A 25295-nucleotide genomic window follows, 5' to 3' on the forward strand; every position below is an offset into this window, starting at 1 on the left:
TTAATTACGCTTCAGCTATGAATAAAACACAATTACGTCGTCGTCCTCAGGTTGACAGCAGCATGCTGCCATCGACAATTCCACCGCTATTGCGTCATTTATATGCTTCCCGTGGGGTAACAGATGCCAGCCAGTTGGATAAAGGTGCCAGAAGTTTACTCAGCTATCAACAATTGGACGGTATTCAGCAAGGCGTAAACTTACTTGTCGCCGCGCTGAAAGAGAAACGTCAGATTGTTATTGTGGGTGATTTTGATGCGGATGGCGCAACCAGTACGGCGTTAAGCATGTTAGCGCTGAGCAGTATGGGTTTTCCTCGGGTGAAATATCTGGTGCCTAACCGGTTTGAAGATGGTTATGGCCTAAGTCCTGAAGTGGTTGAACAGGCCGCTGAGCTGGGGGCAGAACTGATTGTCACTGTGGATAACGGTATCTCTTCCCATGCCGGGGTCGATCGTGCTCATGCCAAAGGTATTCAGGTGTTGGTTACCGATCACCACTTGCCGGGAGAAACCTTGCCCGCCGCAGAAGCCATTATTAATCCGAATTTAGATAATTGTGAGTTTCCCTCTAAATCTCTGGCGGGAGTGGGTGTTGCCTTCTATTTGATGCTGGCTTTGCGGGCGCGTTTACGTGAAGACAAATGGTTTGAACTACAGGAAATAACGGAACCCAATCTGGCAGAGTTGTTGGATTTAGTGGCGTTAGGTACTGTTGCAGATGTGGTACCGCTGGATGCTAATAACCGAATTCTGGTACATCAGGGGCTCAATCGTATTCGCGCCGGACAGTGCCGACCAGGAATTCGGGCGTTGCTGGAGGTCTCTAAGCGAGATGCACGGCAGTTGACGGCGAATGATATGGGCTTCTCGTTGGGGCCGCGACTGAATGCCGCTGGGCGACTGGATAATATGTCTATCGGCGTTGAGTTACTGCTGAGTAACGAGATGGCCGAAGCTCGAGGCATGGCAAGCGATCTGGACGTACTAAACCATACGCGTCGCGAGATTGAACAGGGAATGCAGGTTGAGGCGTTGGCTCTGTGTCAACAGCTTGAACAAAACGAAGCAGAACTACCCTATGGCGTGGCAATGTATCATCCTGAATGGCATCAGGGGGTGGTCGGCATTCTGGCATCGAGAATTAAAGAGCGCTTTTATCGCCCGGTGATTGCGTTTGCACCAGCAGGTGACGGTATTCTAAAGGGGTCTGGACGCTCAATCGCCGGACTGCATCTGCGTGATGCGCTTGAACGATTAGATACCCTTAATCCTGGATTAATATTGCGATTTGGTGGTCATGCCATGGCGGCAGGGCTATCGCTTGAAGAGTCTCGCTTCAGCGAGTTTCAGCAGCGTTTTGCCGATTTGATTGGCGAATGGCTGGATCCATCTGCGCTAGAAGGGGTTATCTGGACGGATGGTGAACTGGAAAATGCCTTACTGACGTTAGATACGGCTGAACTGTTACGAGATGGCGGTCCCTGGGGGCAATCATTCCCAGAGCCGGTATTTGACGGACAATTTAAAATCTTACAGCAACGTTTGGTTGGCGAGCGCCATTTAAAAGTGACCGTTGAGCCCGTGGGGGGTGGCGTACTATTAGACGGTATCGCATTTAATATTGATACTACCCAGTGGCCGGATGCCAGTATTAAACAAGCCACTATTGCTTATAAACTGGATATTAATGAATATCGCGGTAACCGTAATATTCAATTAATGATCCAGCACTTATGGGCTAATTAAAATACGTAGAATAAAGACAATGCCTGTTTGACTTAGGCAATGCTCAATAACCACACTTGTGATAATCAATACAAGTGAGACACTAGTTTCACCCAGAAAAGCATTTACCCGAATAAAAAAGATAACGTGATGTTATTTTTTTTTATGAAACGATTACACACTAAAAAAAAAGGCTCTTGTTTTTTATTTGCAATAAAATCATTAGGTTGAATTGGACTAATTAAGGGGTGGTGTTACTTTTTATTATTCGGCACTAGTTTTGTAAGCATTCTATTACTGGATAATACGCCTCGCTGAACCTAAATAGATTGACGATTCCGGTTTCTTTCTCTTAAGCTCCCTTTCGTTAATTATGTCCTTCAATAATTAAATCGGCAATGAAATGATTAAACTCATTATTAAACTAACTTCTATATTTATAGTGAACTGTAATAGTTTGTTATAAATACTATTTATCCAAGGATAGATGAATAACAATGGACAATATAATTAAGCTACTGACTGCCAATGTAACACCGCAGCTGATTGAAAAATTATCTCACTCTTTGGGAGAGAAAGAGAGCGGTCTAGGACTGGCATTACCAAGCGTTTTTCCTGTTGTTTTAGAGCAGGTGCGGAATTATCTGAAACATTCAAATAGCTCTCACGAGTTTATTGCTGAATTAGATGAAATTCCTGAGTTTAATATAAATAGTCTTATTGATGGTAATCATCATCAGAGTGATAAGTTATCTTCACTGATGTCGATGATCACTAACAGAATGCCAGAAATTACCGATAAAGTGGCTTCAGTATTTAATCTGAACGGTAGTTCAGCCAAGATGCTGTTAACCGTAGCCAGTGGTATGGTGATGAATACGCTGAGAGATTATGTTAATAATCGTGCAACTCAGTCTATTTCACTTAAAGGATGGTTATCTTCACAGGCTCATCTGATTTCGTCTGAGCTGCCGGTTCAATTCCAGTCATTCTCCAGTGATGAAGTGATTAAGCAGAATACCGTTAAGGTTGCTGCTCCAGCTAAACCACTGCTGAATCCGGATGCACCAATCAGACCAACGCCAAAATTAGCTGAAAAGAAAAAAGGTTGCGGCAAATGGTGGCTGCTTCTGCTGTTACTGTTGATTCTGGCTGCTGCTTATTTCTTACGTAGCTGTAGTACCACGAAAGAGAGCACACCTGTAGAAATTACACCACCAGCGGCTACCACTCAGGTAACAACTGGAAGCCTTTGGGGCAATCTGGGTGATTTCTTCCGTAAGTTATTACCAGATGGTAAAGAGCTGAATATTCCACAGTATGGTGTTGAAAATAAACTGATTGAGTTTATTGAAAGCACTTTACCGGTAGACAGCACGACTTGGTTCTCTTTCGACCGTTTACTGTTTAAAACTAACAGTGCTCAACTGGAGCCACAGTCTGATGAACAGCTGAATAACATCGTTGCTATTCTGAAAGCTTATCCGAATGTGAAATTGAAGCTGGGTGGTTATACCGATAACACCGGTACTGAAGAGATTAACCTGAAGTTATCTCAGGACCGTGCAGACTCTGTACGTGCTCAGATGATTCAACTGGGTGCTGATGCTAGCCGCCTGGAAGCTAAAGGTTATGGTTCAGAACATCCAGTAGCACCAAACGATACTGATGAAAATCGTGCTAAAAACCGTCGTATCGACATTTTAGTTATCGAGAAGTAATTTGTTAATCTCTCTCAACCTGTGTTACAGGTTGAGAGAGAGTTTTAACTGGTACCATTAATTAGCCCGCCGCGATAATTCTGTTAGTACCTTCCATAACGTTTCGATCTCTCTTAACTGAACTCTGATAGCACATTATCTGGCGGTTTGGCTGCAATATCCCATAGCATTTCAGTCTGAGTATTCATCAGTCACAACAACATAGAGTCACAACAATATAGCGATATAGCTATTGTTGCCCATGTACCTGTCTGTTCAACTGCCATAACAACAAATCCGTAAACCCACTCCAGCGGTTAAATTGCTTTTGTTGTTCCGGTGTCATGCGTTGAGGCTCTCCCAGCAGCAGGCCTTTATTTGAAACCCAGGGGCGATATTCTCCGTTATCCGTTAGATAGGCGCCCTGTGGCGTAATAACCGCTTCTGGGTTATAGCCTTGGCACCAGATATCATCCAGATGCTCTGCCAGCAGGTTACAGCCAGTTTTATAGTAAGGTGTATCGGACAGGCTTAGTTGATATAGGGTTGGCCAGATGTCCTTGTGGCTACCAACGCGTGTAGCATCAAAATGGCTCTGTTGACGGTAGGATGGAGGAACATACAGATAGAAGGGTACTCCATGCCCCAGCACCCGTTCATGGGGATCTGGATAGCCAATCCCGCGAATATTATGGTCGCCCGTCGCGGCAATAATGGTACGGGATCCCAACGGCTGCGATTTTACCCAACTGATAAACTGCCCCAACTGATCGTTAGCATAACGCAGGGTTTGCATGACTTCGTCAAGCGCGGTGCCCGTTGCCAGATTGCTCATGCGCTGTTTTTCTTCACTGCTGAGTACAAGCTGGGTCTTCTGATAGTTATTCGGCGTTTTATAAGGGGGATGATGGGTGGTGGACATGGACATAATCAGTACGTGCTCACCTTGCTTATCCGCCTCTGCTAGACGCTCTTCAATATAGCGGAACATAAACTCATCCGGCACGCCCCAGGTTCCTAAATGCGCCTCGGGATAGCGTTTTTTCAGACCGTTTTGCTCGATAAATTCACTAACGCCAAGATGAGAGAGAAACTGGTTAAGGTTACGCCAGGAGCCATTGCCGGAAGTGACAAAAATCACTTTATAACCATTGGCCAACCAAGGTTTAAACATATTGCTGGTAAAGTCGAGATACTGGGCGCTGGATTGGGTAATACCGCTCATTGGGCTGCGAACAAAAAAGCGGCTTAGGCTATCGATGGTGCCATCACCTTCCGAGATAAAACGTTCAAAACGCCAGTCGCTGCTCCAGTGCTGTCTTAAAGCACCGAACAGATCGCGATCCGGGCGATCGTAGCCTTCAAGGTAATAACCCATGCTTTCCATCACGGCAAAAACCACGTTGGGCGGGGTTTGCTTCGCCATAGGATTAAGGTCAGTTTTTGCCATAAACGGTGCCAGCCCGGCTGGTGTTGGCTTATCCAGAAAAAGGCTCAACAGTTGTTGACCCTGCTGGTCAGTGGCTTCGGCAAAATGGCTATTTTCGCTATGGGCTTTAAATGCCCAGTTGAGGGCCATCAGCCCGTTAGGCGTCAGCATATTTAACATTTTGAGGTCAGAAACTTGCGCGTCCGACTGGCGAAGAGGGAAGGTACCAATAGAACCGCGCATGCCAACAAAACCAATAGCCAGAATCAGTAGGGTAGACAATACGCCAATCGGTAGGCTAAGGCGGCGTTCTGGTTTAGCGCTTAGTCGACGCTGCCAGCGGCGGTAAAGCCAGAACACAAGTAAAGCAAATAGCCCCAAACCCAACAGGCCACGAATAACCGGATAGTCTTGCCACATGGTGGTCAAGACCGCCACGGTATCGTCTTCAATCAGCCCGAAGACAAAAACATCAATCGCCCGATCGTAGGTGGCATAGTAAAAAATATTACCGACGGTGAATGTCAGCACCAGCGTGCTTAATAACGCTGCCAGCCAAGGCCAGAAACGTTGCCAGAAATGAAAACTGCGTTGGCTAACGGCCAATAGGGCAGCCATCAACAGACAGGGGACAAACAGTAGACTGGCGATCCGAATATCAAACAGACCGCCAAGCCAAAACATCCGTGTTACATCAGCATCAAAACCCGTCAGAATTTCGTTTGAACCGTAAGCCGATAGCAGATAGGTTCTGCCAGCGGTTTGAGTGAATACGGCCAATAGCCAGGGCAATAAAAGCGCGACAAAAGCTTGTCGAAATCTGCAAAACCACATAATGCCTTCTTTCTGGTAAGTAAACTGAAATAAACATATTTTTTAGCCCGATAGTGTACGAGATTTATCAGATTAATTTGAATAGAGAATGATAATAATTGGTTACTGAACATGAATTTGTTTGGCGTGAATGAAGCGAGTTAGATTTCAATTGTATGATGGAGAGTTAGGCATCGTGGTGTGGGATCTTTCATTTTATTGGTTTTTGGCACAGGATTCCCGAGCAAGATGCATAAAAAGCCCCGGTTTCGGCTATATTCCGCAGCGCAGATCCGATAGAATTACGCGTTTATGATAAAAATCCTGTCAACGTATATGACGTAATGGTAAGTACAAATCATGTTTGAAATTAATCCGGTAAAAAACCAGATCCAGGACCTGTCCGAGCGGACAGCGGTTCTTCGGGGGTATCTTTGACTATGATGCCAAGAAGGAACGTCTGGAAGAGGTCAATGCAGAGCTTGAACAACCTGATGTCTGGAATGAGCCAGAGCGCGCGCAGGCACTAGGTAAAGAACGTTCTTCCCTTGAAGCTATCGTAGAGACTATCGATCAGATTGAGCAGGGTGTTGAAGACGTTTCCGGGCTGCTGGAATTGGCGGTGGAAGAGAACGACGAAGACACCTTTAATGAGACGGTTGAAGAAGTTAACCTGCTGGAAGAGAAATTAGCCCAGTTAGAGTTCCGCCGTATGTTCTCTGGTGAGTATGACAGTGCCGACTGTTATCTTGATATTCAGGCGGGTTCTGGCGGTACTGAAGCGCAGGACTGGGCCAGCATGTTGGTACGGATGTATCTGCGCTGGGCTGAAGCCAGAGGCTTCAAAACCGAGATGATTGAAGAGTCTGATGGCGATGTCGCAGGCACCAAGTCAGCCACCATCAAAGTGATGGGTGATTATGCCTATGGTTGGCTGCGTACCGAAACGGGCGTTCATCGTTTAGTGCGTAAGAGTCCGTTTGACTCAGGCGGTCGTCGCCATACCTCATTCAGCTCTGCGTTCGTCTATCCGGAAGTTGACGATGACATTGATATTGAAATCAATCCGGCCGACTTGCGTATTGACGTATACCGCGCTTCCGGTGCCGGTGGTCAGCACGTTAACAAAACAGAATCTGCGGTACGTATTACCCATATGCCGACTAACATTGTGGTGCAGTGCCAGAATGACCGCTCTCAGCATAAGAATAAAGATCAGGCCATGCGACAGCTGAAGGCGAAGTTGTATGAGTATGAGATGCAAAAGAAAAATGCGGATAAGCAGGTAATGGAAGAGAACAAATCGGATATCGGATGGGGTAGCCAGATCCGTTCTTATGTGCTGGATGATTCACGCATCAAAGATTTACGTACCGGTGTTGAAACCCGGAATACTCAGGCCGTATTAGATGGCGACCTGGACAGATTTATTGAAGCAAGCTTAAAAGCTGGGCTATAAAAAAGGATAGAACAGAAATGTCTGAGCAACCTCAAGAGCATGATGCAGCGCAATCCATTGCGGAATTAAATAACGAGCTACAGGCTCGCCGTGAGAAGTTAGTGGCACTGCGCGAGCAGGGGAATCCGTTCCCGAACGATTTTCGTCGAGATGTTACATCTGACAAGCTGCATGCTGAATATGATGAGAAAGAAAACGAAGAGCTGGAAGCATTAGGTCTGGAAGTCGCCATTGCTGGTCGTATGATGACTCGCCGCATTATGGGTAAAGCTTCGTTCGCAACATTGCAGGATGTGGGTGGCCGCATTCAGATATATGTTTCTCGTGACGATCTGCCGGAAGGTATATATAACGAGCAGTTTAAAAAGTGGGATCTGGGAGATATTATCTCTGCCCGCGGTAAGCTGTTTAAAACGAAAACCGGTGAACTGTCGGTTCACTGCCATGAAGTTCGCCTTCTGACTAAAGCGTTACGTCCGTTACCGGATAAATTCCACGGTCTGGCGGATCAGGAAACGCGTTATCGTCAGCGTTATTTAGATCTGATCACCAATGATGATTCGCGTCGCACTTTTGTGATTCGTTCTAAAATTATGGCGGCTATCCGTAATTTCATGGTGAAACGCGACTTTATGGAAGTGGAAACGCCAATGATGCAGGTAATCCCTGGTGGTGCTTCTGCGCGTCCATTTATTACCCATCACAATGCGTTAGATATCGACATGTATCTGCGTATTGCGCCGGAACTGTACCTGAAGCGTCTGGTGGTGGGTGGTTTTGAGCGGGTGTTCGAAATTAACCGTAACTTCCGTAACGAAGGGGTTTCTCCACGTCATAACCCTGAATTCACCATGATTGAGCTGTATATGGCCTATGCCGATTATAAAGACTTAATTATGCTGACCGAAGATCTGTTCCGCACCCTGACTCAGGAAGTGCTGGGCAACACGACGGTGGAATATGGCGATCAGACCTTTGATTTTGGTAAACCATTTACCAAGATGACCATGAAACAAGCCATTTGCCACTATCGCCCAGAGACCAACGTTGCCGATCTGGATGATATGGATAAAGCGAAAGCCATTGCCGAGTCTTTAGGCATTAAAGTCGAGAAGAGCTGGGGTCTGGGCCGCGTTCAGTGCGAAATCTTTGAAGAAACTGCTGAAAGCCACCTGATTCAACCTACCTTTATTACCGAGTATCCGGCTGAAGTATCACCATTAGCCCGCCGTAATGATGATAACCCGTTTATTACCGATCGCTTTGAGTTCTTTATTGGCGGTCGTGAAATCGGTAACGGTTTCTCCGAGCTGAATGATGCAGAAGATCAGGCACAGCGTTTTGCCGATCAGGTCAGCCAGAAAGATGCGGGTGATGACGAAGCCATGTTCTACGATGAAGATTATGTCACCGCGTTGGAACACGGCTTACCGCCAACGGCAGGTTTAGGTATTGGTATCGACCGTATGGTGATGCTGTTAACTAACAGCCACACTATCCGTGACGTTATCTTGTTCCCGGCGATGCGCCCAGTGAAATAACCAAAGCCATACGAAAAGAGTAAAGGGAGCTAACGCTCCCTTTTTTTTAACTTGTTTGTCGAGACATAAATAATAATTCCCTGTATTTATTATAAAATTTGCATTTATTATTTATGTGAATCAATTATGATAGCTAAGTGAACAGTGCCTCTTTTTTATTGTCAAAATGTAACCATAACGCAGATGCGTTATAGGAGAGAGCGTCACCTACTTTTTATAAATAAAGGATCATTTAGACCATGATAAAGAAAATAGCGTTGGGGATGGGCGTTAGTGCCATGGTGTTACTGGGCGGATGTGCAACAGAATCCTCTCGTAGCGTGGAAGTCCCAAAAGTTGCTTCTTATAACACCAATTATCAGGGCGCACGCAGCCCGATCTCTGTGGGTAAGTTTGATAACCGCTCTAACTATATGAATGGCGTGTTCTCTGATGGTGTTGACCGTCTAGGAAATCAGTCAAAAACGATTCTTATTACGCATCTGCAACAAACCGGGCGCTTTAATGTGTTAGATCGCGCCAATATGGAAGAAATCAAAAGCGAAGCAAAAATGGCCGGGAAAAGTCAGCAGCTAAAAGGTGCTGACTATGTGGTTACCGGTGATGTAACCGAATTTGGTCGTAAAGAAGTCGGCGATCGTCAACTGTTTGGTATTTTGGGTAGAGGCAAAACTCAGATTGCTTACGCTAAAGTTAACCTGAACATTGTTAACGTCCGTACTTCTGAAGTCGTTTACTCGACACAGGGCGCAGGTGAATACGAACTCTCTAACCGTGAAGTCATTGGATTTGGCGGTACCGCCAGCTATGACTCAACGCTGAATGGCAAAGTACTGGATTTAGCGATTCGTGAAGCGGTTAATAACCTGGTTACTGGTATTGAAAATGGTGCTTGGAAGCCAGCACAATAATTTGATGGAATCGTCATAATGAAATTAGGATACAAAGCAGGGTTGCTGCTGATTGCTGGTGTGTTGGGCGGCTGTGCGGATACTCCCAAGCCCATTTACAGTTGGGATAATTATCAGGATACGGTTTATGAGTATTACAAACTTGAAACCGGGGCCGAAGAACAAATAGCCGCTCTGAAAGCGGGAATTGAACAGGCAAAAGCCAAAGATCTTCCGGTTCCCCCTGGGCTGCATGCTCATTTAGGTATGCTCTATAGTAATACCGGACATCCTGAACTTGCCGGTAGTGAGTTTGAAGCAGAGAAGGTGCTGTTTCCTGAATCCGCACCCTTTATGGATTTTCTGCAGAAGAAGTTAAAGGGAGGTAAGAAATGAGACATTTAATCGCACTGACGGGGTTAGTCGCCACGCTGCTGCTGGCAGGGTGTGCTAAACCCGTTGATTATGATTATTCTGCCTTCCGACAAAGTCAGCCGAAAAGCATTTTAGTGTTGCTGCCTCAAAACTCTTCACCGGACGTAAACGCCAGCCATGGTGTTTTATCTCAGGTGACTTTGCCGTTGGCTGAGTCGGGATACTATGTTTTTCCTGTCGCAGTCGTTGAAGAAGTTTTCAAACAAAATGGTATGACTAATGCACATGATATCCAAGGTGTTAGCGCTACCAAGCTAAGGGAGATTTTTTCAGCTGACGCTGCACTTTACCTAGAAGTCACCGATTACGGCGCTTCTTATAAAGTGATTTCCAGTGAATCTCGGGTAACGGTGAGCGGCAAGCTGGTGGATCTGAAAACCGGTCAACAGTTATGGAGTGGTTCTGCCACCGCGTCTACGGCAGAAGGGAACTCTAATAATAACGGTATTTTTGGCATGCTGCTCGAAGCGGCTATTACCCAGATTAGCCATACCCTGACAGACAAAAGTTATGATGTTGCAGGCGTTACCAGCATGCGATTACTGTCTGCCGGTAGACCTAGCGGTATTCTCTATGGCCCTCGTTCGCCAAAGTATGGTAAAGAAGCCGAGTAATTTTAGCGGTTGTATTTAGTTTAATCGGGCCACGTTATTTCATACAGCGTGGCCCGTTTTTTTGTGTTCTCAGGCGACGGTGGGGCGGCGCATGAAGGTGAACATAATGCATGGTTTATGTTGAGAATATAAAAGATCTGATTAAATAAATACTATTTAGACAGTAATAATATTTTCATTATATTCTGCTATTAAATGAGAATTTCTCGTATATAATAATTATTATCAAAATTAGTTGAAAAATGTTTTTTATTTTTCTTTGTGACAGTTACCTATATCTATAATAGGCATATTCTATCTGCTATATCCTGTCAGAGTGCTATACTGAACACAATTAATTAAGCACTCCAATGTTAAAAAACAATGAGGACACGGACAATGAGCACAGTTAAATCATTAAAAGCAAAAGAGTCAAAATTAGCTTTCACACGCATTGATATCGAGGAAAGTGTAAAATTATCCTCAATTAAAACCTTAAATCATATGGTCGCTCAACTGGCCGATTTGGCGTTAATCACTAAACAAGCCCACTGGAATATGAAGGGGGCTAACTTTATCAGCGCCCATGAAATGATTGATGGCTTCCGCGATGTGTTGCTGACCCATCAGGATACCTTTGCTGAGCGAGTGGTGCAGTTTGGTGGTATTGCAATGGGTACCTTACAGGCCGTAGCGGTATCGACGACGCTGAAACCTTATCCAACCGATATTTACACGGTAAAAGACCATCTGACCGAACTGGCTGACCGTTACGCGGTTGTGGCTAATGAAATGCGTAAAGCGATTCCCGAAGCGGAAGATGAAGATGTGGCGGATATGCTCACTGCCGCTTCTCGCGATTTGGATAAGTTCGTGTGGTTTATTGAAGCCCATCTGGCGTAATAACGCATCGTAATAAAATAAATAATGAACCCCTTCTGGTAGAAATATCAGAAGGGGTTTTGCTATATCTGAGTGTAAAATATCACGGATATAGTGCTTCATTATTTCTGAGAGGAAGTGATTTTTTTCTGAAATTTATTTGGAATAAAGTGAATTGTTAGTTGAATGAATTAGTGATGTATCTGGAATATTTATTTTAATAAGGTCATTAGCGATAGTTTAATGTAACTTATTTTTATATCTTATTCATATAACTGATTTTTACTGAGGAAAAGAGAATTATATTTTATGTAAATTTCGGACGGTAAATAATATGACATATATATAAACTATTGTGCGAACACCCCTGAACCTCGCCAGACATCCCGGTTGGTTGGCGGTGACGGGCAGAAATCATATCCGGTAAACATCGAACAGGCGAAAGGGCAATGCGTTCCAACAGACTCGTGCTGTTGATAAATATTGCTTTTATCCACCGTGATTTGCGGTTTATAATTGTGCGGCAGTTATTCCTCCTGCGGGTGTAGTTCAATGGTAGAACGAGAGCTTCCCAAGCTCTATACGAGAGTTCGATTCTCTTCACCCGCTCCATCTAGATTTTCTTCCATAACTTTTATCCTTAACTCATTATAAAAATGAGAATCTGGTTTTCCCCTGTATCATTTACAGATTATTAGTGAAAGTACAATGGGTTTAACATAACCTGTGTTTAACCTTCTTTGCGCTAACACCTTTAATGAGGCAAACCATAATGATTGAAAAAATGCGCTATGTATTGATGCTATTACTCGTCTGTTTTAGTGGCGTGGCGCTGGCCGCCAGTTGTATATCCATCAATGATAAAGACCAACGGGCTTATTGTTATGCTAAACAGAGTAATAGCAGTTGCATAGCAATTAATAACGCTGACCTGAGGGCGCAATGCAATGCAGAAAAAGGAAAGGGCAGTTGTTTAGCCATTAACGACAAGGATCAGCGGGCCTATTGCAACGCCAGAAAGAGTACTAGCAGTTGCATAGCAATTAATAATGCTGATTTAAGAGCGCAATGCAATGCGGAACTAAAGCAGAGTAGTTGTCTAGGGATTAACGACAAGGATCAACGTGCGTATTGCTATGCCAAAAAAGGTCAGGGGAGTTGTATTGCTATTAATAACGCCGATCTGAGAGCGCGCTGCAATGTGGAGAGGAGTAAGTAGTCTCTATTGATGGTGTCCATCATTCAGTTACGTTAAAATTACCCAGATTAATCATTCGCTTGAATCCAAGGGTTGTTGCCGTGAAATTCAGTTATTCAACCAGCTTTAAAAGCTCAATTAGGATTGTGCTGTTACTGTGCATCGCATTAATTTCACCCTTTTTGGCTATTCTCGTTTTTGCGTTGTTTAGCCTGAAAGAATTATCTTCACCTTTGGGGATGCTATCAGAGTTAATCTGCATCATTCTGTCATCCCTGCCTGTTTTAGTCTTTTGGCGAAGTTATCGAAAACTTAACAAACAAAATGCTGGCCTTATTATCACCAATCAGGGAATTGAATTTAATTTCTTTGAAATCGGTAAGCCATTTTCTGCGTCATGGCGCGAGATTGAAACCATAGAAAAAAAAGAGAACTCAATTCGTATCGTCCCCCTTACTTTGTCAGGTAAGAAAAAGAAACCGCTGAACCTGTTCGATCATTTTGATTACGCTTTAGACCAAATATATCAAACCCTTCTGGACGCAAAACAGGGGCGGCTAAAAGAAGAGCCTGTTGAACCCTCAAGAAAAATCATCAATCAGGCATATCAAAAAAGAACGATGTTTTATAGCTACTCAATCATTGCGATTATATTCTTATTGCTGGTTACCCTGATGATTACCGAACTGTTTTTGCATTCGGGTGGATATTATTGGATCTTTATTGGTTTGATTATTGCTGCGGTACTCTCCTTTATCGTATCGGCTAGGTTTGATAGCGGAACATTTACTGAACTTACCGTCATTGATTCACATCTTATTATTGAGTATGTGGCTTTCAGAAATATGCGAAGAAAACGTTTTGCGGCCATCACTATCCCTACTGCGGACATCGCTACTTTCACCATAGAGAATAAAGTGCTAGAGGTTAAAACTAGAAGCGAAAGCTATCGCTTCAAACCGGTTGAATTGAGTCAAATGGATCGGCTTTATTTGCAGGATAATCTGATCAACAAATTGTAATTTTTACTCTCCTCTTTATCTATTCTGATGACTCAAGGCGCAGGGCGGGGGTTATTGCCAACGGCACCTTGGATATTTGTGCACCATTGGTGTTTTCCTGTGTCAACTACAAATTAGATGATGATGCTACTCTTTTGGTAAAAACCAGTATGGTTATCGGTTTGCTTGGGGAATAATTATTTTAATAGATTAAAGCATGAAAAGGTTTTTACACATTACATTTAAACACGAAATGGAGTCATAAAATATTAGAGCCTAGTTATATAAGAATAGAAGGTTACCCCCCTGATTTTACTGATATCAATGTGTATTAATTGCATCCGTGATTAATATTAAAATTAATTATGCTCTGAGTGAAAAATAAAAAAACACTCTGTAAATATGCATTTAAGTCTTATCAGTCTGTTATTGTAATAGGTAATAAATATTGTGATATAACATTGCCTATTATCTAATTCATTCCTGCCGTAAAAATTGATATTAGAAGGTTAGGTTGTTTGTCTCATTATTAAAATTAAACAAATGGCACTTCTGTAGAAGAAATCAGAGCAAGGAATGATAGGCATGAATTCAACCAAAACAGGGCAATGGTTGCGGTATTGGCGTAACTCTTTAGCCGATGCTGAAAGTGGTAAAGGTGCATTAACGTCAAAAGAACTTCATACCTATTTATCCGTTCCGGTTGATTCGCTGAAAAATGGTTATCTGGATAAAAATAGCGATGTGCTTGAATCTTTGTTCAAGCACGAAGCAGAAAATGTATCGTTGGTTAAAGTAGTCTATCGACCAACGGCCTATAAACTTAGTTTTGAACATGGAAAAAAACACACAGGTCCCTTCCCTGAAATAATCACACCCGTTATCTGTATTTTTTGGGTGAGCCGTAATGGCTTCTTTTTACCCGAATCAATCCCGGTTATTCCTCGCGACCTCCTATCTCCACAACATGATGATAAATTGACCCTTTCATCAGTGAGAGAGATGGATAAATTCTTAGATCACAATGAACTCCTAGTTTTCTCCGAACAAGAGGCAACGGCATTATTTAAAAACGCGAAAAGCCATGAGGAATTGGCATCCTATTGGCTGCAATATCACCAATTTACACGTTCTTTATTCAGCAAGTTATGCAATGAGCTTGTGCTGAGTGAACGCTATAACAATAAGAAAGGAAAGGGATATCTGCTTAAGTGCGACGATGTCAGCAATGGCACTCGTAATATCCTAAAGCTGTATGATTGGCTGGATGGGAGTCAGGAAAAAACACCATTACTGAATAATTATGCCCTGGCTTGTAATACCACTTATCAACCATGTGTTGACGCATTATCCTCCATATCGCTACGCCGTGGGCATTCAAATTCAAAATTCCCCTTGGCAGATGCACAGCGTGATGCCTTAGCTCAGGTGCTAACGATGTCAGAGGGGGAAATATTGGCGGTTAATGGGCCACCAGGAACGGGCAAAACCACCTTTGTTTTATCGGTAGTTGCTTCGATGTGGGTTGATGCTGCACTGAAAGAGCAAGAACCTCCGCTCATTATTGCCGCCTCGACCAATAATCAGGCCGTAACCAATATTATTGAAGCCTTTGGTAAAGACTTTGAAGAAAATAGCGATCGGTTTAGCGGGCGTTGGTTACCCGATGTTAACAGCTATGGCGGCTATTTTCCGGCTTCCAGTCTGGAAAGTGGAGCGGCTAAATATTACCAAACGGCCGCGTTTTATCGTTCGTTAGAAGACCCTGAGTATATTGATCGAGCCGAGTCAGCATTTTTACTTAAGGCTCAAACCGCGTTTGACGATAGCTCGTTGGATACCGTACTTAAGATAAAGCAGCGTTTGTATGCTGAACTCAACGGTAATCATCAACAGTTTGGTGCGATACAACAGGCCTGGCAAGCATTTAGGCGTGCTGAAAAAAATTGTAATAAAGCGATGGGAAATGATGCCGAATTGGCTAAAACGGCAAAGCAGGCTGAATTGGTTGCTATGGAGCAGCAACTGTCTTTGGTCGCTCAAGATTCTTTGCAGTGGAAACAATTTTGTGCCGATGAATCGATACTGCTAACCCTGTTAAATGTATTACCGCCGATAGCAAGAAAACGTCAACTCCGACGAGAGATTTTTATTGAGCAGCATTTTAGTGCAACCGCTCGTCACATTGTTCGCGTTAATGGAAATACCAGCCCTGAAATGGCGTTGTCTCAATGGACAGAGACCCAACAACAAGCCATAGCGCAAACCGAATCAATATTAGATAGCTGGAATATTTTGCTAGAAAAGAAAAACATAGCGAAACAATGCTGGCTAAACAAAGCGTCATTACTTATAGCCACACCTGATGTTATTCAAACGTTGGATGAACTAGATAAAGCATTGGATATCTCATTGCGCTTTAAATTATTTCAGCTTGCGGTGCATTATTGGGAAGCGCGTTGGCTGCTTGATTGCAGGGCTCAGGAAGATGAACTCCTAAAAACTGGCCCATCAGGTAAAGAAAAAACAGGACTAAAATTTGTTCGCCCTCGTTGGCATCGGCGAATGAAGCTGACCCCATGTATCGTCTCTACCCTTCATTCCCTGCCGGGGCATATGACATTTAGTGTCTTTGAAGGGGAAAATAAATATCGTTATGACTATCTGGTGAATGAAATCGATTTGCTCATCATTGATGAAGCCGGGCAGGTAGCGCCCGACACTGCCGCCGCTTCTTTTGCGTTGGCGAAACGTGCATTAGTCATTGGCGATGTACATCAAATCAAACCGGTGAGCAATCAATCACAAATGGTTGACGTGGGCAACATGATGCAACACCAATTGTTATCTCATCGGGATGAGTATGACGCGCTTTGCCAGCAGGGGCGTTCAGTGGTGGATGGCAGCGTGATGCGAATTGCACAATCGGCCAGTCAATATCGTTATTTAGCAGAAGCAGAACCGGGAATGTTCCTCAGAGAACATCGGCGCTGTTTTGATGAGATCATCTCTTTCTGTAACGAGCTTTGCTATCGAGGTTTACTTGTTCCAAAACGTGGAAGATACGATGCGTTAAATGATAGCCAACTGGCATTACCTGCTTTTGGCTATTTGCATATCGATGGTATGGCTGAATCTCCCATGGGAGGAAGCCGTATCAACCGACTCGAAGCCGCGACGATTGCCAGTTGGTTAGCAGCAAAACGTACCGAGTTAGAAACGGCTTACCACGCGAAGTTAGAAGACATCGTGGGTGTTATCACCCCTTTTAAAGCGCAGGAGCGATTAATTGCGGAGTTGTGCAAAGCTGAGGGCATAAAAGTTGGCCGGGGCGAAGGGGAAATGACCATCGGAACGGTGCATGCGCTACAGGGCGCGGAAAGAAAAGTGGTGATTTTTTCTGCGGTTTATTCCCGTCACAACGATGGTGGTTTTATTGACGCGGATCCCTCGATGCTGAATGTGGCGGTATCTCGGGCTAAAGATAGCTTTCTGGTGTTTGGCGATATGGACGTAATCTCGTCAGCCAGTAAAAGTACGCCAAGACATATGCTGGCGAAATATCTGTTTAGTTGTGAAGAGAATGAACTGAGTTTCTCTATTGGCTCTAGGACTGATTTAATGAAGTTGTGTCCAGAACCCAAATTAATTAATGGCGCTGAAGAACACGATCCTTTTTTCCTGAATTTGCTGAGTATTGTGCAGACGCGGGTGGATATGGTGTCACCGTGGCTTACGCTTTTCCGCCTGACTGATTCCGGATTCCTTAAACATATGCAAGCCGCGGTAGCGCGAGGCATTGAGGTAAATATTTATACTGACTATTACTCGAATGCTTTCAACAACAACCAATATCATGACGAAAAAGATCGAACATTTAAGCAGTGTTGTGAAGCCTTGCGTAATAACGGCATTCGGGTTTATGTCATGAATCGGGTGCACAGCAAGATCGTGATGGCGGATGCAAAAGTGATGTGTGTCGGTTCTTATAATTGGGGAAGTGCTGTACGTAAGGGCAAGTATAAGCAGATGGAAACGTCGATGCTGTATAGCGGCGATTTAGAACAAGAAATTCAGACACAGCTTGATGGGTTGCACGCCCGCGTAAGAAAAACCTATGGGCAGGAGAACGTGACGGTTGGAGCGCGGGTTATGGAGGTGGAGGGGGTGTTGTAGGTTTTAGGGGCCCCGATTAGGTCTTGCAATCTGGTACAGCCTCAAAAATTACAGGTATAATCCCACAAATTATTCAATTGGTTTAGAAACGAAGATGACAAAACTTACCTTACAAGAGCAGCTGTTAAAAGCGGGATTAGTGACCAGCAAAAAAATGGCCAAAGTCGAAAGAACGGCTAAAAAATCACGAGTTCAGGCGCGTGAGGCAAGAGAGGCTGTGGAAGAAAATAAAAAAGCACAGCTTGAGCGTGATAAGCAGCTAAGCGAACAACAAAAACAGGCTGCATTATCTAAAGAGTATAAAGCTCAGGTGAAACAGCTTATTGAAATGAACAGAATCAACATTTCAAAAGGCGATATTGATTTTAACTTCACCGATGACAATGTCATTAAAAGAGTGACGGTGGATAAGCTGACACAAGCTCAGTTGATCAGTGGTCGTCTCGCCATTGCTCGGTTGGTGGTTGATAGCCGTGGCGAGAGTCAATATGCCATCATCCCCGCGATCGTTGCTGATAAAATCGCACAGCGGGATGCGAGCAGTATTGTTTTGAATAGTGTGCTTAGTCAGGAAGAGCAGGATGAGGAAGATCCGTATGCTGACTTTAAGGTGCCGGATGATTTGATGTGGTGATTTTGGGGTTTGTGAATAGTTGCTAACACTTCTGTTATTTTATGAGGATACAGGTGTGACTATTAGCTTTGTGTCAAATCATAAATAGATACAGTTAACGTTTTTGAGTATTTCAATTATAAGTATCTTTATTGACTTACCCTTTAAAGTTAAATAATCAAGTGGCTTATGTTCACGCCATTGTATACAAGCCTATATAGTTCACAAGCCGTTGAATACGGTGCTATCCATTCATTAAGGATTTACACATAAATGGAAAACCTAAAATTATTCATTTCTTATAGTTGGTCTAATCCAACCCATGAACAGTGGGTAATCGATTTAGCCAAGGAACTAACCGAATCTGGTGTTCATGTAATTCTTGATAAATGGGATCTTAAAGAAGGCCATGACTCGGTTGCTTTCATGGAAAAGATGGTTACAGATCCTCAGATAGCCAAGGTAGCCATCATATGTGACGAAATATACGCATCAAAGGCAGACGGCCGAGCTGGTGGTGTTGGTACCGAAACTCAAATCATTTCACGTGAAGTTTACGAAAATCAGGAACAAGAAAAATTTGTAGCAATTATTTCTGAAAGAGATTCACAAGGTAAGGCATATCTACCCACGTATTATAAATCACGAATATATATTGACTTAAGCGAACCTCATAGCTATGCCGATAATTTTGATAAACTATTGCGTTGGATATATAACAAACCCCTATATATAAGGCCTGAAATAGGGAAGCGGCCTTCTTTTTTGGATGAGCCAGATGGAATATCTTTAGGAACAACATCAGCACACAAAAGAGCTATATCTGCCATCAAAGAAAATAAGCCATTTACTTCTGGTGCATTAGACGAGTTCTTCTCTACCTTTATTAGTAATCTTGAGAAGTTTAGAATCACTGAAAAGGAAGGTGAGTTTGACGATCAGGTTATTGATAACATAAATAACTTTATTCCTTACAGAAATGAACTAATTGCATTATTTATTGCTCTTGCTCAATATGCACCAACAGAAGAGAATCTTCTCAAGGTACATCGTTTCCTTGAAGCTTTAATTCCATATATGAGCCATCCGACGGATGTAAGTCATTGGACAGACTGGGACTTCGATAATTTTAAATTTATTATTCATGAGATTTTTCTATATGCGACCGCCATTTTCATAAAGTATGAAAGATTTGCAGAAATTAACATTTTATTGACACAACAATACTATGTGGTTGGAAAATCTGATTATGGGAAAAATGCAATGGTTGGATATGAAGTATTCAAAGGATATTTAAAATCCTTAGAACGTCGAAATAGTAGATTAGAACTAAGACGTTTATCTATTCATGCAGATTTACTTGAGCAAAGAAGTAAGGGCTCTGGTATAGAGTTTCGTTATTTAATGCAGGCTGACTTTATACTGTTTCTGCGGACTCAGATACAACAAGCTGACTTCTATACTCGTTGGTTTCCAGATACTTTACTGTATATTGATCGCTTCCATGGTGCATTTGAAGTTTTCGCAAGATCTTCATCAAAGTCATATTTTGAAAAAGCCAAATGTATTTTAGGTATAGATAAACTATCAGACCTTAATGAGTTGATGGGGATTTATAAAACGAATCCTAAAAGACTACCAAGGTGGGAGTTTCAATCAATTAACCCTTCCATGTTACTTGGGTTTGAACAACTAGCAACAAAAGCATAGCAAGAAATCTATTGAATAATTTTTCTATCGCGCTCCAAAATTTCTTTGTAGCGCGGTGTTAGCACCTACTTCTGTCCACTTCCCTTAAAATGAGACAATTATAATTAGACTTTCTGCCTTACTTAACTGCAGGAGTATTTATGAAAAAGATCCGTTTTACTGAGACCCAAATCGTTAATATCTTAAAACTCGCTGATTCTGGGATAAAAGTGGATGATATTTGCCGTCAAAATAGCATTAGTAGTGCAACCTATTATAACTGGAAGTCAAAGTATGGTGGGATGGAAGCGGCTGATATAAAAAGAATTAAAGAGCTTGAAGAAGAAAATACTAAATTGAAAAAGATGTTTGCTGATGTCAGTCTGGAAAATCATGCTATGAAGGAGCTCTTTGCAAAAAAGGGTTGGTGATGACAGAGAAAAAATCCTGCGCAAAAATACTCGTTACCTCAGGATTATCTGTCATAAAAGCTTGCAAGATGACGGCATTAACACGCTCAGTTTATTATCGACAATGCATTGATTGGAAAGAAAAAGATAGTCTGGTGATTACAGCGATTCAATCAGTTTTAGCTAAATCGCCTCAAGCTGGTTTTTGGAAATGTTATTTTCGACTTCGCTTTCAAGGCTATCATTTTAATCATAAACGCGTTTATCGGGTTTATTGCCGTTTAGGACTGAATTTACGACGCCGGGTTAAAAAGATTTTGCCAAAACGAGAAAAACAGCCATTGTCAGTCGCTAAAATGGCAAATGCTCAATGGGCGTTGGATTTCATGCATGATGCTTTGTATTGTGGAAAACGCTTTAGAACATTAAATATTTTGGATGAAGGGACTCGGGAATGTTTAGCTATCGAAATTGATACATCGTTACCCGCAGAACGAGTTATTCGGGTTCTTGAACGTTTAAAAGAAGAGCGTGGGTTACCAAAGCAAATTAGGGTTGATAATGGCCCCGAGCTTATTTCTATTAACTTATTGAATTATTGTGAAGAAAACAATGTGAAATTAGTTCACATTCAGCCTGGGAAACCCACGCAAAATGGTTTTATTGAGCGATTTAATGGTTCGTTTCGTCGCGAATTTTTAAATGCCTATTTATTTGACTCATTAAGCCAAGTACGGGAAATGGCTTGGTTTTGGCAACAAGATTATAACGATGAAAGAACACATGAAAGCTTAGGAAATATGCCACCAACAGCTTATCGGAAACAACTGGAAAACTCTAATAACTTACTGTCCTAAATATAGGGGAGTGGACACTTCCTGCTCTTAACTGGCTGTTAGATTGAACTTCAATTAATTCCTCATCAACACAACCCCCAAAAACTAAAACAATCCCCCAGCATTCCCACCCCCAAATATTTGCGAACCATCCCCCCATTTTAAAATTAACCCACCAACTCGGCCGCTGTTCCATTGACCCTCTCCCTGTACAAATATACTGTGTTCTGGCTGTCGGTTTTTTATCCGTCAGCCAAAATAGCGAAACCCCGCAGTGCTAGAACACATACGGGGTTTCTCACCACAACGTTATAAGAGAGATAACATTATGGCTGTAAAGAAGCATACCCAAACTCACTCTAAATTTATACTCGCAGTACGATCTAATTGCGGATCCGGATCGAAAAAACGATCCTCTGTTTCAGCAAGTTGGCTGAAGAAAGGAGGGTGCCGTCATGCTTAATCTTATCGACTCCACCCCAAAAGATCCGCTGGAACTGGTTGAACAGTGTTTAGCACTGACCTGTGCGGTCATCAACATCGAGGAAGCGGCGGTAAAAGAGTCACTGCAATTTATCCTGCATGAAAAAATGGAAGCGCTGTTTAGTGCACTTTATTGTGTGGAGGATGAAATGAAATCAGACGTGACAGAAAAAGTGTAATATTTATAAAAATCAAGGCATTGATGAGAGGTTTTTTTGTCTTTGCCTTGCGTTGAGTCAGTGTTTTAGTGTGGACTAAAAATAGACTATATTTGAACCATTCATAATGAAAAATTCAGTACTTAGCTTCAAGATTGAGTTAACAGTTGCTGATATAAGATTGAAAAATAGAAAAGAAATTCTGATTTGTCAGGGGTAAAAACCAATGAAAATAGAAACCAATATTGAAAACACGCAGGGAAAAGGTTTAAAGGAATAATTAGTGCCGATTGGAGGCAAGGTTCAATAGTCGAGTATCTCTCCCTAAATATAGCCCATCGTAGGGAGGGTCGGGTGTTGGGGGTGACTTGGCGTAAGCCAACGAAGCGGCCTAACCCGGCCAGGCCCGATGCACTCCGCAGCCAAGAATATGGCCCTTCCGGCCGAGCACAATGCCAATATACACAATATCGTCTTTACGGCCGGAATACCCACAGAAGCTAATGAATTAGGTTTTCCAACACCCATCAAAAATACCCACACAACCGCCCCTTCATCTCCGGCCGCAGCAAAAACTCCGCCGCCCACTGCCGAACCTTCCCCATCCCATCCGAACGATAAGCAACAAACATCTGAGTGGCGTGCTTATGCTCCTGCATCGGCTTCTTCACCAGTTCACCGGCATTCAGCAACGGCAAACACCAATGATGAGGAATATAACCAATCCCCACATTTCGCCGAATCAAATCAATGGCAATATGAAAGTCAGGCACAAACACCGGCTTCTGGCCTTCAAGTAACCATGCCTGCTGCCGGGTGAAATTAATCGAGGTATCGCGAATACAAATCGCCGGATATTTACGCAACTCGGCATTCTGCAACGGGTGAACCTGCGTGGCTAATGGATGCGTAGGGCCAACCACAAAATCCCAGTCCATTTGCCCGATAGGGGAGCTAATAATGCCCTCGGTGCTGGGAACAGAGTGGGGCGCGCCAATGGCTAAATCGGCCTTCTTGCTGTACAGCGCATCCCAACTGCCGTTATACACCTCGGTATTCACTTTTAACTGCGTGGAGGGAAATGCCTGCTCAAACTCGCTGATAAATTCCACCAGCGCACCGGGCGCGACAATGTTATTCACCGCGACCGTCAGCTCGCGCTCAACCCCTTCATGCACCAGCGCGGTATTGCGCTTCAGCGCATCCAGATCGTCAAGAATGGTTTTGCTGTGGTGGATAAAATACTCACCGGCGGGTGTCAGCTCAATATAGCGCCCCTTGCGGGTAAACAGCTCGATACCAAATGACTCTTCCAGCTTTTTAACCGTATAACTGATGGCGGAGGGGACTTTGTTAATGTGCTCTGCGGCGGTGGTAATGCTTTTATATTCAGCAACCAGACGGACAATACGAATAGTCTCATCAGAAATAAACATGGTTAACCTGCAGGAGATCGGCGCTATTAATTGAAAAGCATCATGAAGCAGTTAATTAGCGGATGCAACCGCGTATCAACATTTGTGTTAAACCGGAGGTATTCTCACTCCCAATAAAGGGAGTGAGAATAGACAGAGCAGATAGTCGAGAGGATATTTATTTGTTGGCTGACGTGAATTTGCTCAATACCGCATAACACACACAGGCCACTAAAATTGAATCCACAGATGGAATCGTGGTCAGGGTAAACATCCCTTTGATGGTCATAAAGCCAACCAGTGAACCAATAATCCATGCCACAAAAGTGGTGATTTTAATCTGAGATTCTTTAGCCAGCAGACTTTCATCATAGCCATTACGGCGATAGATAAAGAAGTCAGCAATATAGATACCGGCTACCGGAGGCGTCGCAACCCCGAGGAATAACAGGAATGGAATAAACCACGCCATAATATCCATACTGCCAACGATGGTTGCCAGCACGCCTAAAGCCACGGTGATTTGCCATTTAGGGAAACGGGTAAGCAAGGTGGAAACCACCAGCGTGCCTTGGAACATATTCCCTGCGTTGCCGGTAACGGTAGCAAAAATCAGCAGAATAGCGGTCGGTAATACCGCGCCAAACAGAGCCATCGCCCCTAACAGCGAGCTTTGTCCACTCAGTGCGCTTGGCGTTGCGCCGGCCCAATACAACAGCGGATAGGCAATCAAGAAGGTCAGCAGCGCGGCGATGATCGCATGTTTACGGTTATGCACGAAGCTACCGAAATCCGGCAGGGTCGCCACTAAAACAATAATGGTACCCACCACCGATGAAATCGCCACCCCCATATTCATGGAGCTAAGATGTTCAACCATCGGCGCTTTACCGTTAACGGCAACATACAGAATGTAGCAAAGTACCAGTGCGATAATCGGAACCGCGAACTGTGCCACTTTGCCTAACACTTCAAACCCAAATGCGGTTGAGGCAACAAAAATGATACAGCCGAAGCCGACCAGCAGCGGCGTAGGCAAATTAAAGCCATACTGCGCCAGTAAGTCATGAACCGAATGACCAAACATATTGGCGGTAACGGTAATCCAGCCAAACAGGCTGATCGCCATCAGAATGTTGATGGCAATGGCCCCTTTCTCACCGAAAGCGTACTTCACAATACCATAGGTCGGTAAGCGAGCCTTTTCGCCAACGCTGATAGTAATCGCGGCTAAAATAGCCAGAATTAACCCACCAATGCTGACCACCTGAATGAGCTCAGAACTGGACAACTGATTGCCTAAGCTGGATGAGGATAGCAGTACCGGTGTAACGGCAATACCCAGCAAAATCATGGCGATACGAAGCCCTGAAGCAGTGTTTAAATTTTCACTCGTTTTGCGCATACGATATTCCTTTACGCTATAGCGTTTAGCTTAGGTGATGATGCCCGGTATATTTTCTCCAGCATCCTAAATCAGTGATCTCTTTTTGTCCTTCGGTTAACCATGGTTCCGCCAGCACGCCCAGCACTTCGCTGCCGTCTTGCAGTTTCACTTTACCAATGGCTAAACCCGCTGGCTCACTCATCAGTAAGTCTGCGAATGAACTCAGAGGAAGTTCCCAGATTTCCAGCGACACAGAAGTACCGCCTTCCATCACTCTGATCATACCCGGGTGGCGATCGTTAATACTCCAAATGCGGTAGTGAGCATCCGTCTTATCTTCACGGACAAATACGCCGCCAGCTTTAAGCATATTCGGGTTAAGTTCCAGTCCACGCATTAGGGTGCCGTTGACTGCCAGCAATGTGGTTGCTGCCATTTGTTGTCTCCTGTTAAATAATTA

At 43.6% G+C, this 25295-nt stretch carries 19 protein-coding genes and 1 tRNA gene; 16 read left to right on the forward strand and 4 right to left on the reverse strand.

Annotated elements, in window-relative coordinates; translation table 11 throughout:
• Positions 1-17 precede the first annotated feature (17 nt).
• Complete coding sequence (recJ, locus tag HYN51_RS02770) at positions 18-1748, forward strand: single-stranded-DNA-specific exonuclease RecJ (protein WP_108901444.1); 1731 nt, start codon at positions 18-20, stop codon at positions 1746-1748.
• Between the two features lie 476 nt (positions 1749-2224).
• Complete coding sequence (locus HYN51_RS02775) at positions 2225-3448, forward strand: OmpA family protein (RefSeq protein ID WP_108901445.1); 1224 nt, start codon at positions 2225-2227, stop codon at positions 3446-3448.
• A 229-nt stretch (positions 3449-3677) separates the two neighbouring features.
• Here HYN51_RS02775 and HYN51_RS02780 read toward each other — a convergent pair whose 3' ends face one another.
• Positions 3678-5690, reverse strand: a complete 2013-nt coding sequence (locus HYN51_RS02780; RefSeq protein ID WP_108901446.1) for an LTA synthase family protein — start codon at positions 5688-5690, stop codon at positions 3678-3680.
• A 339-nt stretch (positions 5691-6029) separates the two neighbouring features.
• Here HYN51_RS02780 and prfB point away from each other — a divergent pair.
• The 14 genes from prfB (at position 6030) to HYN51_RS02855 (ending at position 22054) form a co-directional block, all read left to right on the forward strand.
• A protein-coding gene (gene prfB / locus HYN51_RS02785) for a peptide chain release factor 2 (protein ID WP_108901447.1) occupies positions 6030-7128 on the forward strand; the annotation gives its coding sequence in 2 pieces (ribosomal slippage) (positions 6030-6104 and positions 6106-7128; 1098 coding nt in all).
• Between the two features lie 17 nt (positions 7129-7145).
• Positions 7146-8669, forward strand: coding sequence for a lysine--tRNA ligase (gene lysS / locus HYN51_RS02790; RefSeq protein ID WP_108901448.1), 1524 nt, complete (start codon positions 7146-7148; stop codon positions 8667-8669).
• A gap of 239 nt (positions 8670-8908) precedes the next feature.
• Positions 8909-9580 (forward strand): CsgG/HfaB family protein, encoded by a 672-nt coding sequence (locus HYN51_RS02795; protein WP_108901449.1) that lies wholly within the window; start codon positions 8909-8911, stop codon positions 9578-9580.
• 18 nt (positions 9581-9598) lie between these two features.
• Positions 9599-9955, forward strand: a complete 357-nt coding sequence (locus HYN51_RS02800) for a DUF4810 domain-containing protein (protein WP_108901450.1) — start codon at positions 9599-9601, stop codon at positions 9953-9955.
• Positions 9952-10608, forward strand: coding sequence for a DUF799 domain-containing protein (locus HYN51_RS02805; RefSeq protein ID WP_108901451.1), 657 nt, complete (start codon positions 9952-9954; stop codon positions 10606-10608). Before HYN51_RS02800 ends, HYN51_RS02805 begins: the two co-directional genes overlap by 4 nt.
• A gap of 378 nt (positions 10609-10986) precedes the next feature.
• Positions 10987-11490: a DNA starvation/stationary phase protection protein Dps gene (dps, locus tag HYN51_RS02810; RefSeq protein ID WP_108901452.1), complete on the forward strand. Its 504-nt coding sequence runs from the start codon at positions 10987-10989 to the stop codon at positions 11488-11490.
• Positions 11491-12007: 517 nt separating this feature from the next.
• Positions 12008-12081 (forward strand) — tRNA-Gly (locus HYN51_RS02815).
• A 160-nt stretch (positions 12082-12241) separates the two neighbouring features.
• On the forward strand, positions 12242-12688 hold the full coding sequence (locus HYN51_RS02820; RefSeq protein WP_230514008.1) for a hypothetical protein: 447 nt from the start codon (positions 12242-12244) through the stop codon (positions 12686-12688).
• Between the two features lie 80 nt (positions 12689-12768).
• Entirely contained in the window at positions 12769-13689 is a 921-nt protein-coding gene (locus HYN51_RS02825) for a hypothetical protein (RefSeq protein WP_108901453.1), read from the forward strand.
• 564 nt (positions 13690-14253) lie between these two features.
• Positions 14254-17844, forward strand: coding sequence for an AAA domain-containing protein (locus HYN51_RS02830; protein WP_192878438.1), 3591 nt, complete (start codon positions 14254-14256; stop codon positions 17842-17844).
• Positions 17845-17938: 94 nt separating this feature from the next.
• A complete protein-coding gene (locus HYN51_RS02835) occupies positions 17939-18478 on the forward strand; it encodes a DUF2058 domain-containing protein (protein ID WP_108901455.1) in 540 nt (179 codons plus the stop codon).
• A 252-nt stretch (positions 18479-18730) separates the two neighbouring features.
• Positions 18731-20167, forward strand: a complete 1437-nt coding sequence (locus HYN51_RS02840) for an SEFIR domain-containing protein (protein ID WP_108901456.1) — start codon at positions 18731-18733, stop codon at positions 20165-20167.
• Between the two features lie 140 nt (positions 20168-20307).
• A protein-coding gene (locus HYN51_RS02845; RefSeq protein ID WP_108901457.1) for an IS3 family transposase occupies positions 20308-21413 on the forward strand; the annotation gives its coding sequence in 2 pieces (ribosomal slippage) (positions 20308-20560 and positions 20560-21413; 1107 coding nt in all).
• 434 nt (positions 21414-21847) lie between these two features.
• Positions 21848-22054: a hypothetical protein gene (locus HYN51_RS02855; protein ID WP_108901459.1), complete on the forward strand. Its 207-nt coding sequence runs from the start codon at positions 21848-21850 to the stop codon at positions 22052-22054.
• A 506-nt stretch (positions 22055-22560) separates the two neighbouring features.
• Here HYN51_RS02855 and HYN51_RS02860 read toward each other — a convergent pair.
• The 3 genes from HYN51_RS02860 to HYN51_RS02870 form a co-directional block, all read right to left on the reverse strand.
• Positions 22561-23469, reverse strand: a complete 909-nt coding sequence (locus HYN51_RS02860; RefSeq protein WP_108901460.1) for a LysR substrate-binding domain-containing protein — start codon at positions 23467-23469, stop codon at positions 22561-22563.
• A gap of 157 nt (positions 23470-23626) precedes the next feature.
• Positions 23627-24853: a cytosine permease gene (locus HYN51_RS02865; protein WP_108901461.1), complete on the reverse strand. Its 1227-nt coding sequence runs from the start codon at positions 24851-24853 to the stop codon at positions 23627-23629.
• A 25-nt stretch (positions 24854-24878) separates the two neighbouring features.
• Positions 24879-25271 (reverse strand): allophanate hydrolase-related protein, encoded by a 393-nt coding sequence (locus tag HYN51_RS02870; RefSeq protein ID WP_108901462.1) that lies wholly within the window; start codon positions 25269-25271, stop codon positions 24879-24881.
• Between the last annotated feature and the right edge of the window lie 24 nt (positions 25272-25295).

The organism is Limnobaculum parvum (assembly GCF_003096015.2).
Lineage (GTDB): Bacteria > Pseudomonadota > Gammaproteobacteria > Enterobacterales > Enterobacteriaceae > Limnobaculum > Limnobaculum parvum.

Coding starts and splice junctions, on each gene's coding strand:
- recJ (WP_108901444.1), top strand. CDS start 18: ATGAATAAAACACAATTACGTCGTCGTCCTCAGGTTGACAGCAGCATG.
- HYN51_RS02775 (WP_108901445.1), top strand. CDS start 2,225: ATGGACAATATAATTAAGCTACTGACTGCCAATGTAACACCGCAGCTG.
- HYN51_RS02780 (WP_108901446.1), bottom strand. CDS start 5,690: ATGTGGTTTTGCAGATTTCGACAAGCTTTTGTCGCGCTTTTATTGCCC.
- lysS (WP_108901448.1), top strand. CDS start 7,146: ATGTCTGAGCAACCTCAAGAGCATGATGCAGCGCAATCCATTGCGGAA.
- HYN51_RS02795 (WP_108901449.1), top strand. CDS start 8,909: ATGATAAAGAAAATAGCGTTGGGGATGGGCGTTAGTGCCATGGTGTTA.
- HYN51_RS02800 (WP_108901450.1), top strand. CDS start 9,599: ATGAAATTAGGATACAAAGCAGGGTTGCTGCTGATTGCTGGTGTGTTG.
- HYN51_RS02805 (WP_108901451.1), top strand. CDS start 9,952: ATGAGACATTTAATCGCACTGACGGGGTTAGTCGCCACGCTGCTGCTG.
- dps (WP_108901452.1), top strand. CDS start 10,987: ATGAGCACAGTTAAATCATTAAAAGCAAAAGAGTCAAAATTAGCTTTC.
- HYN51_RS02820 (WP_230514008.1), top strand. CDS start 12,242: ATGATTGAAAAAATGCGCTATGTATTGATGCTATTACTCGTCTGTTTT.
- HYN51_RS02830 (WP_192878438.1), top strand. CDS start 14,254: ATGAATTCAACCAAAACAGGGCAATGGTTGCGGTATTGGCGTAACTCT.
- HYN51_RS02835 (WP_108901455.1), top strand. CDS start 17,939: ATGACAAAACTTACCTTACAAGAGCAGCTGTTAAAAGCGGGATTAGTG.
- HYN51_RS02840 (WP_108901456.1), top strand. CDS start 18,731: ATGGAAAACCTAAAATTATTCATTTCTTATAGTTGGTCTAATCCAACC.
- HYN51_RS02855 (WP_108901459.1), top strand. CDS start 21,848: ATGCTTAATCTTATCGACTCCACCCCAAAAGATCCGCTGGAACTGGTT.
- HYN51_RS02860 (WP_108901460.1), bottom strand. CDS start 23,469: ATGTTTATTTCTGATGAGACTATTCGTATTGTCCGTCTGGTTGCTGAA.
- HYN51_RS02865 (WP_108901461.1), bottom strand. CDS start 24,853: ATGCGCAAAACGAGTGAAAATTTAAACACTGCTTCAGGGCTTCGTATC.
- HYN51_RS02870 (WP_108901462.1), bottom strand. CDS start 25,271: ATGGCAGCAACCACATTGCTGGCAGTCAACGGCACCCTAATGCGTGGA.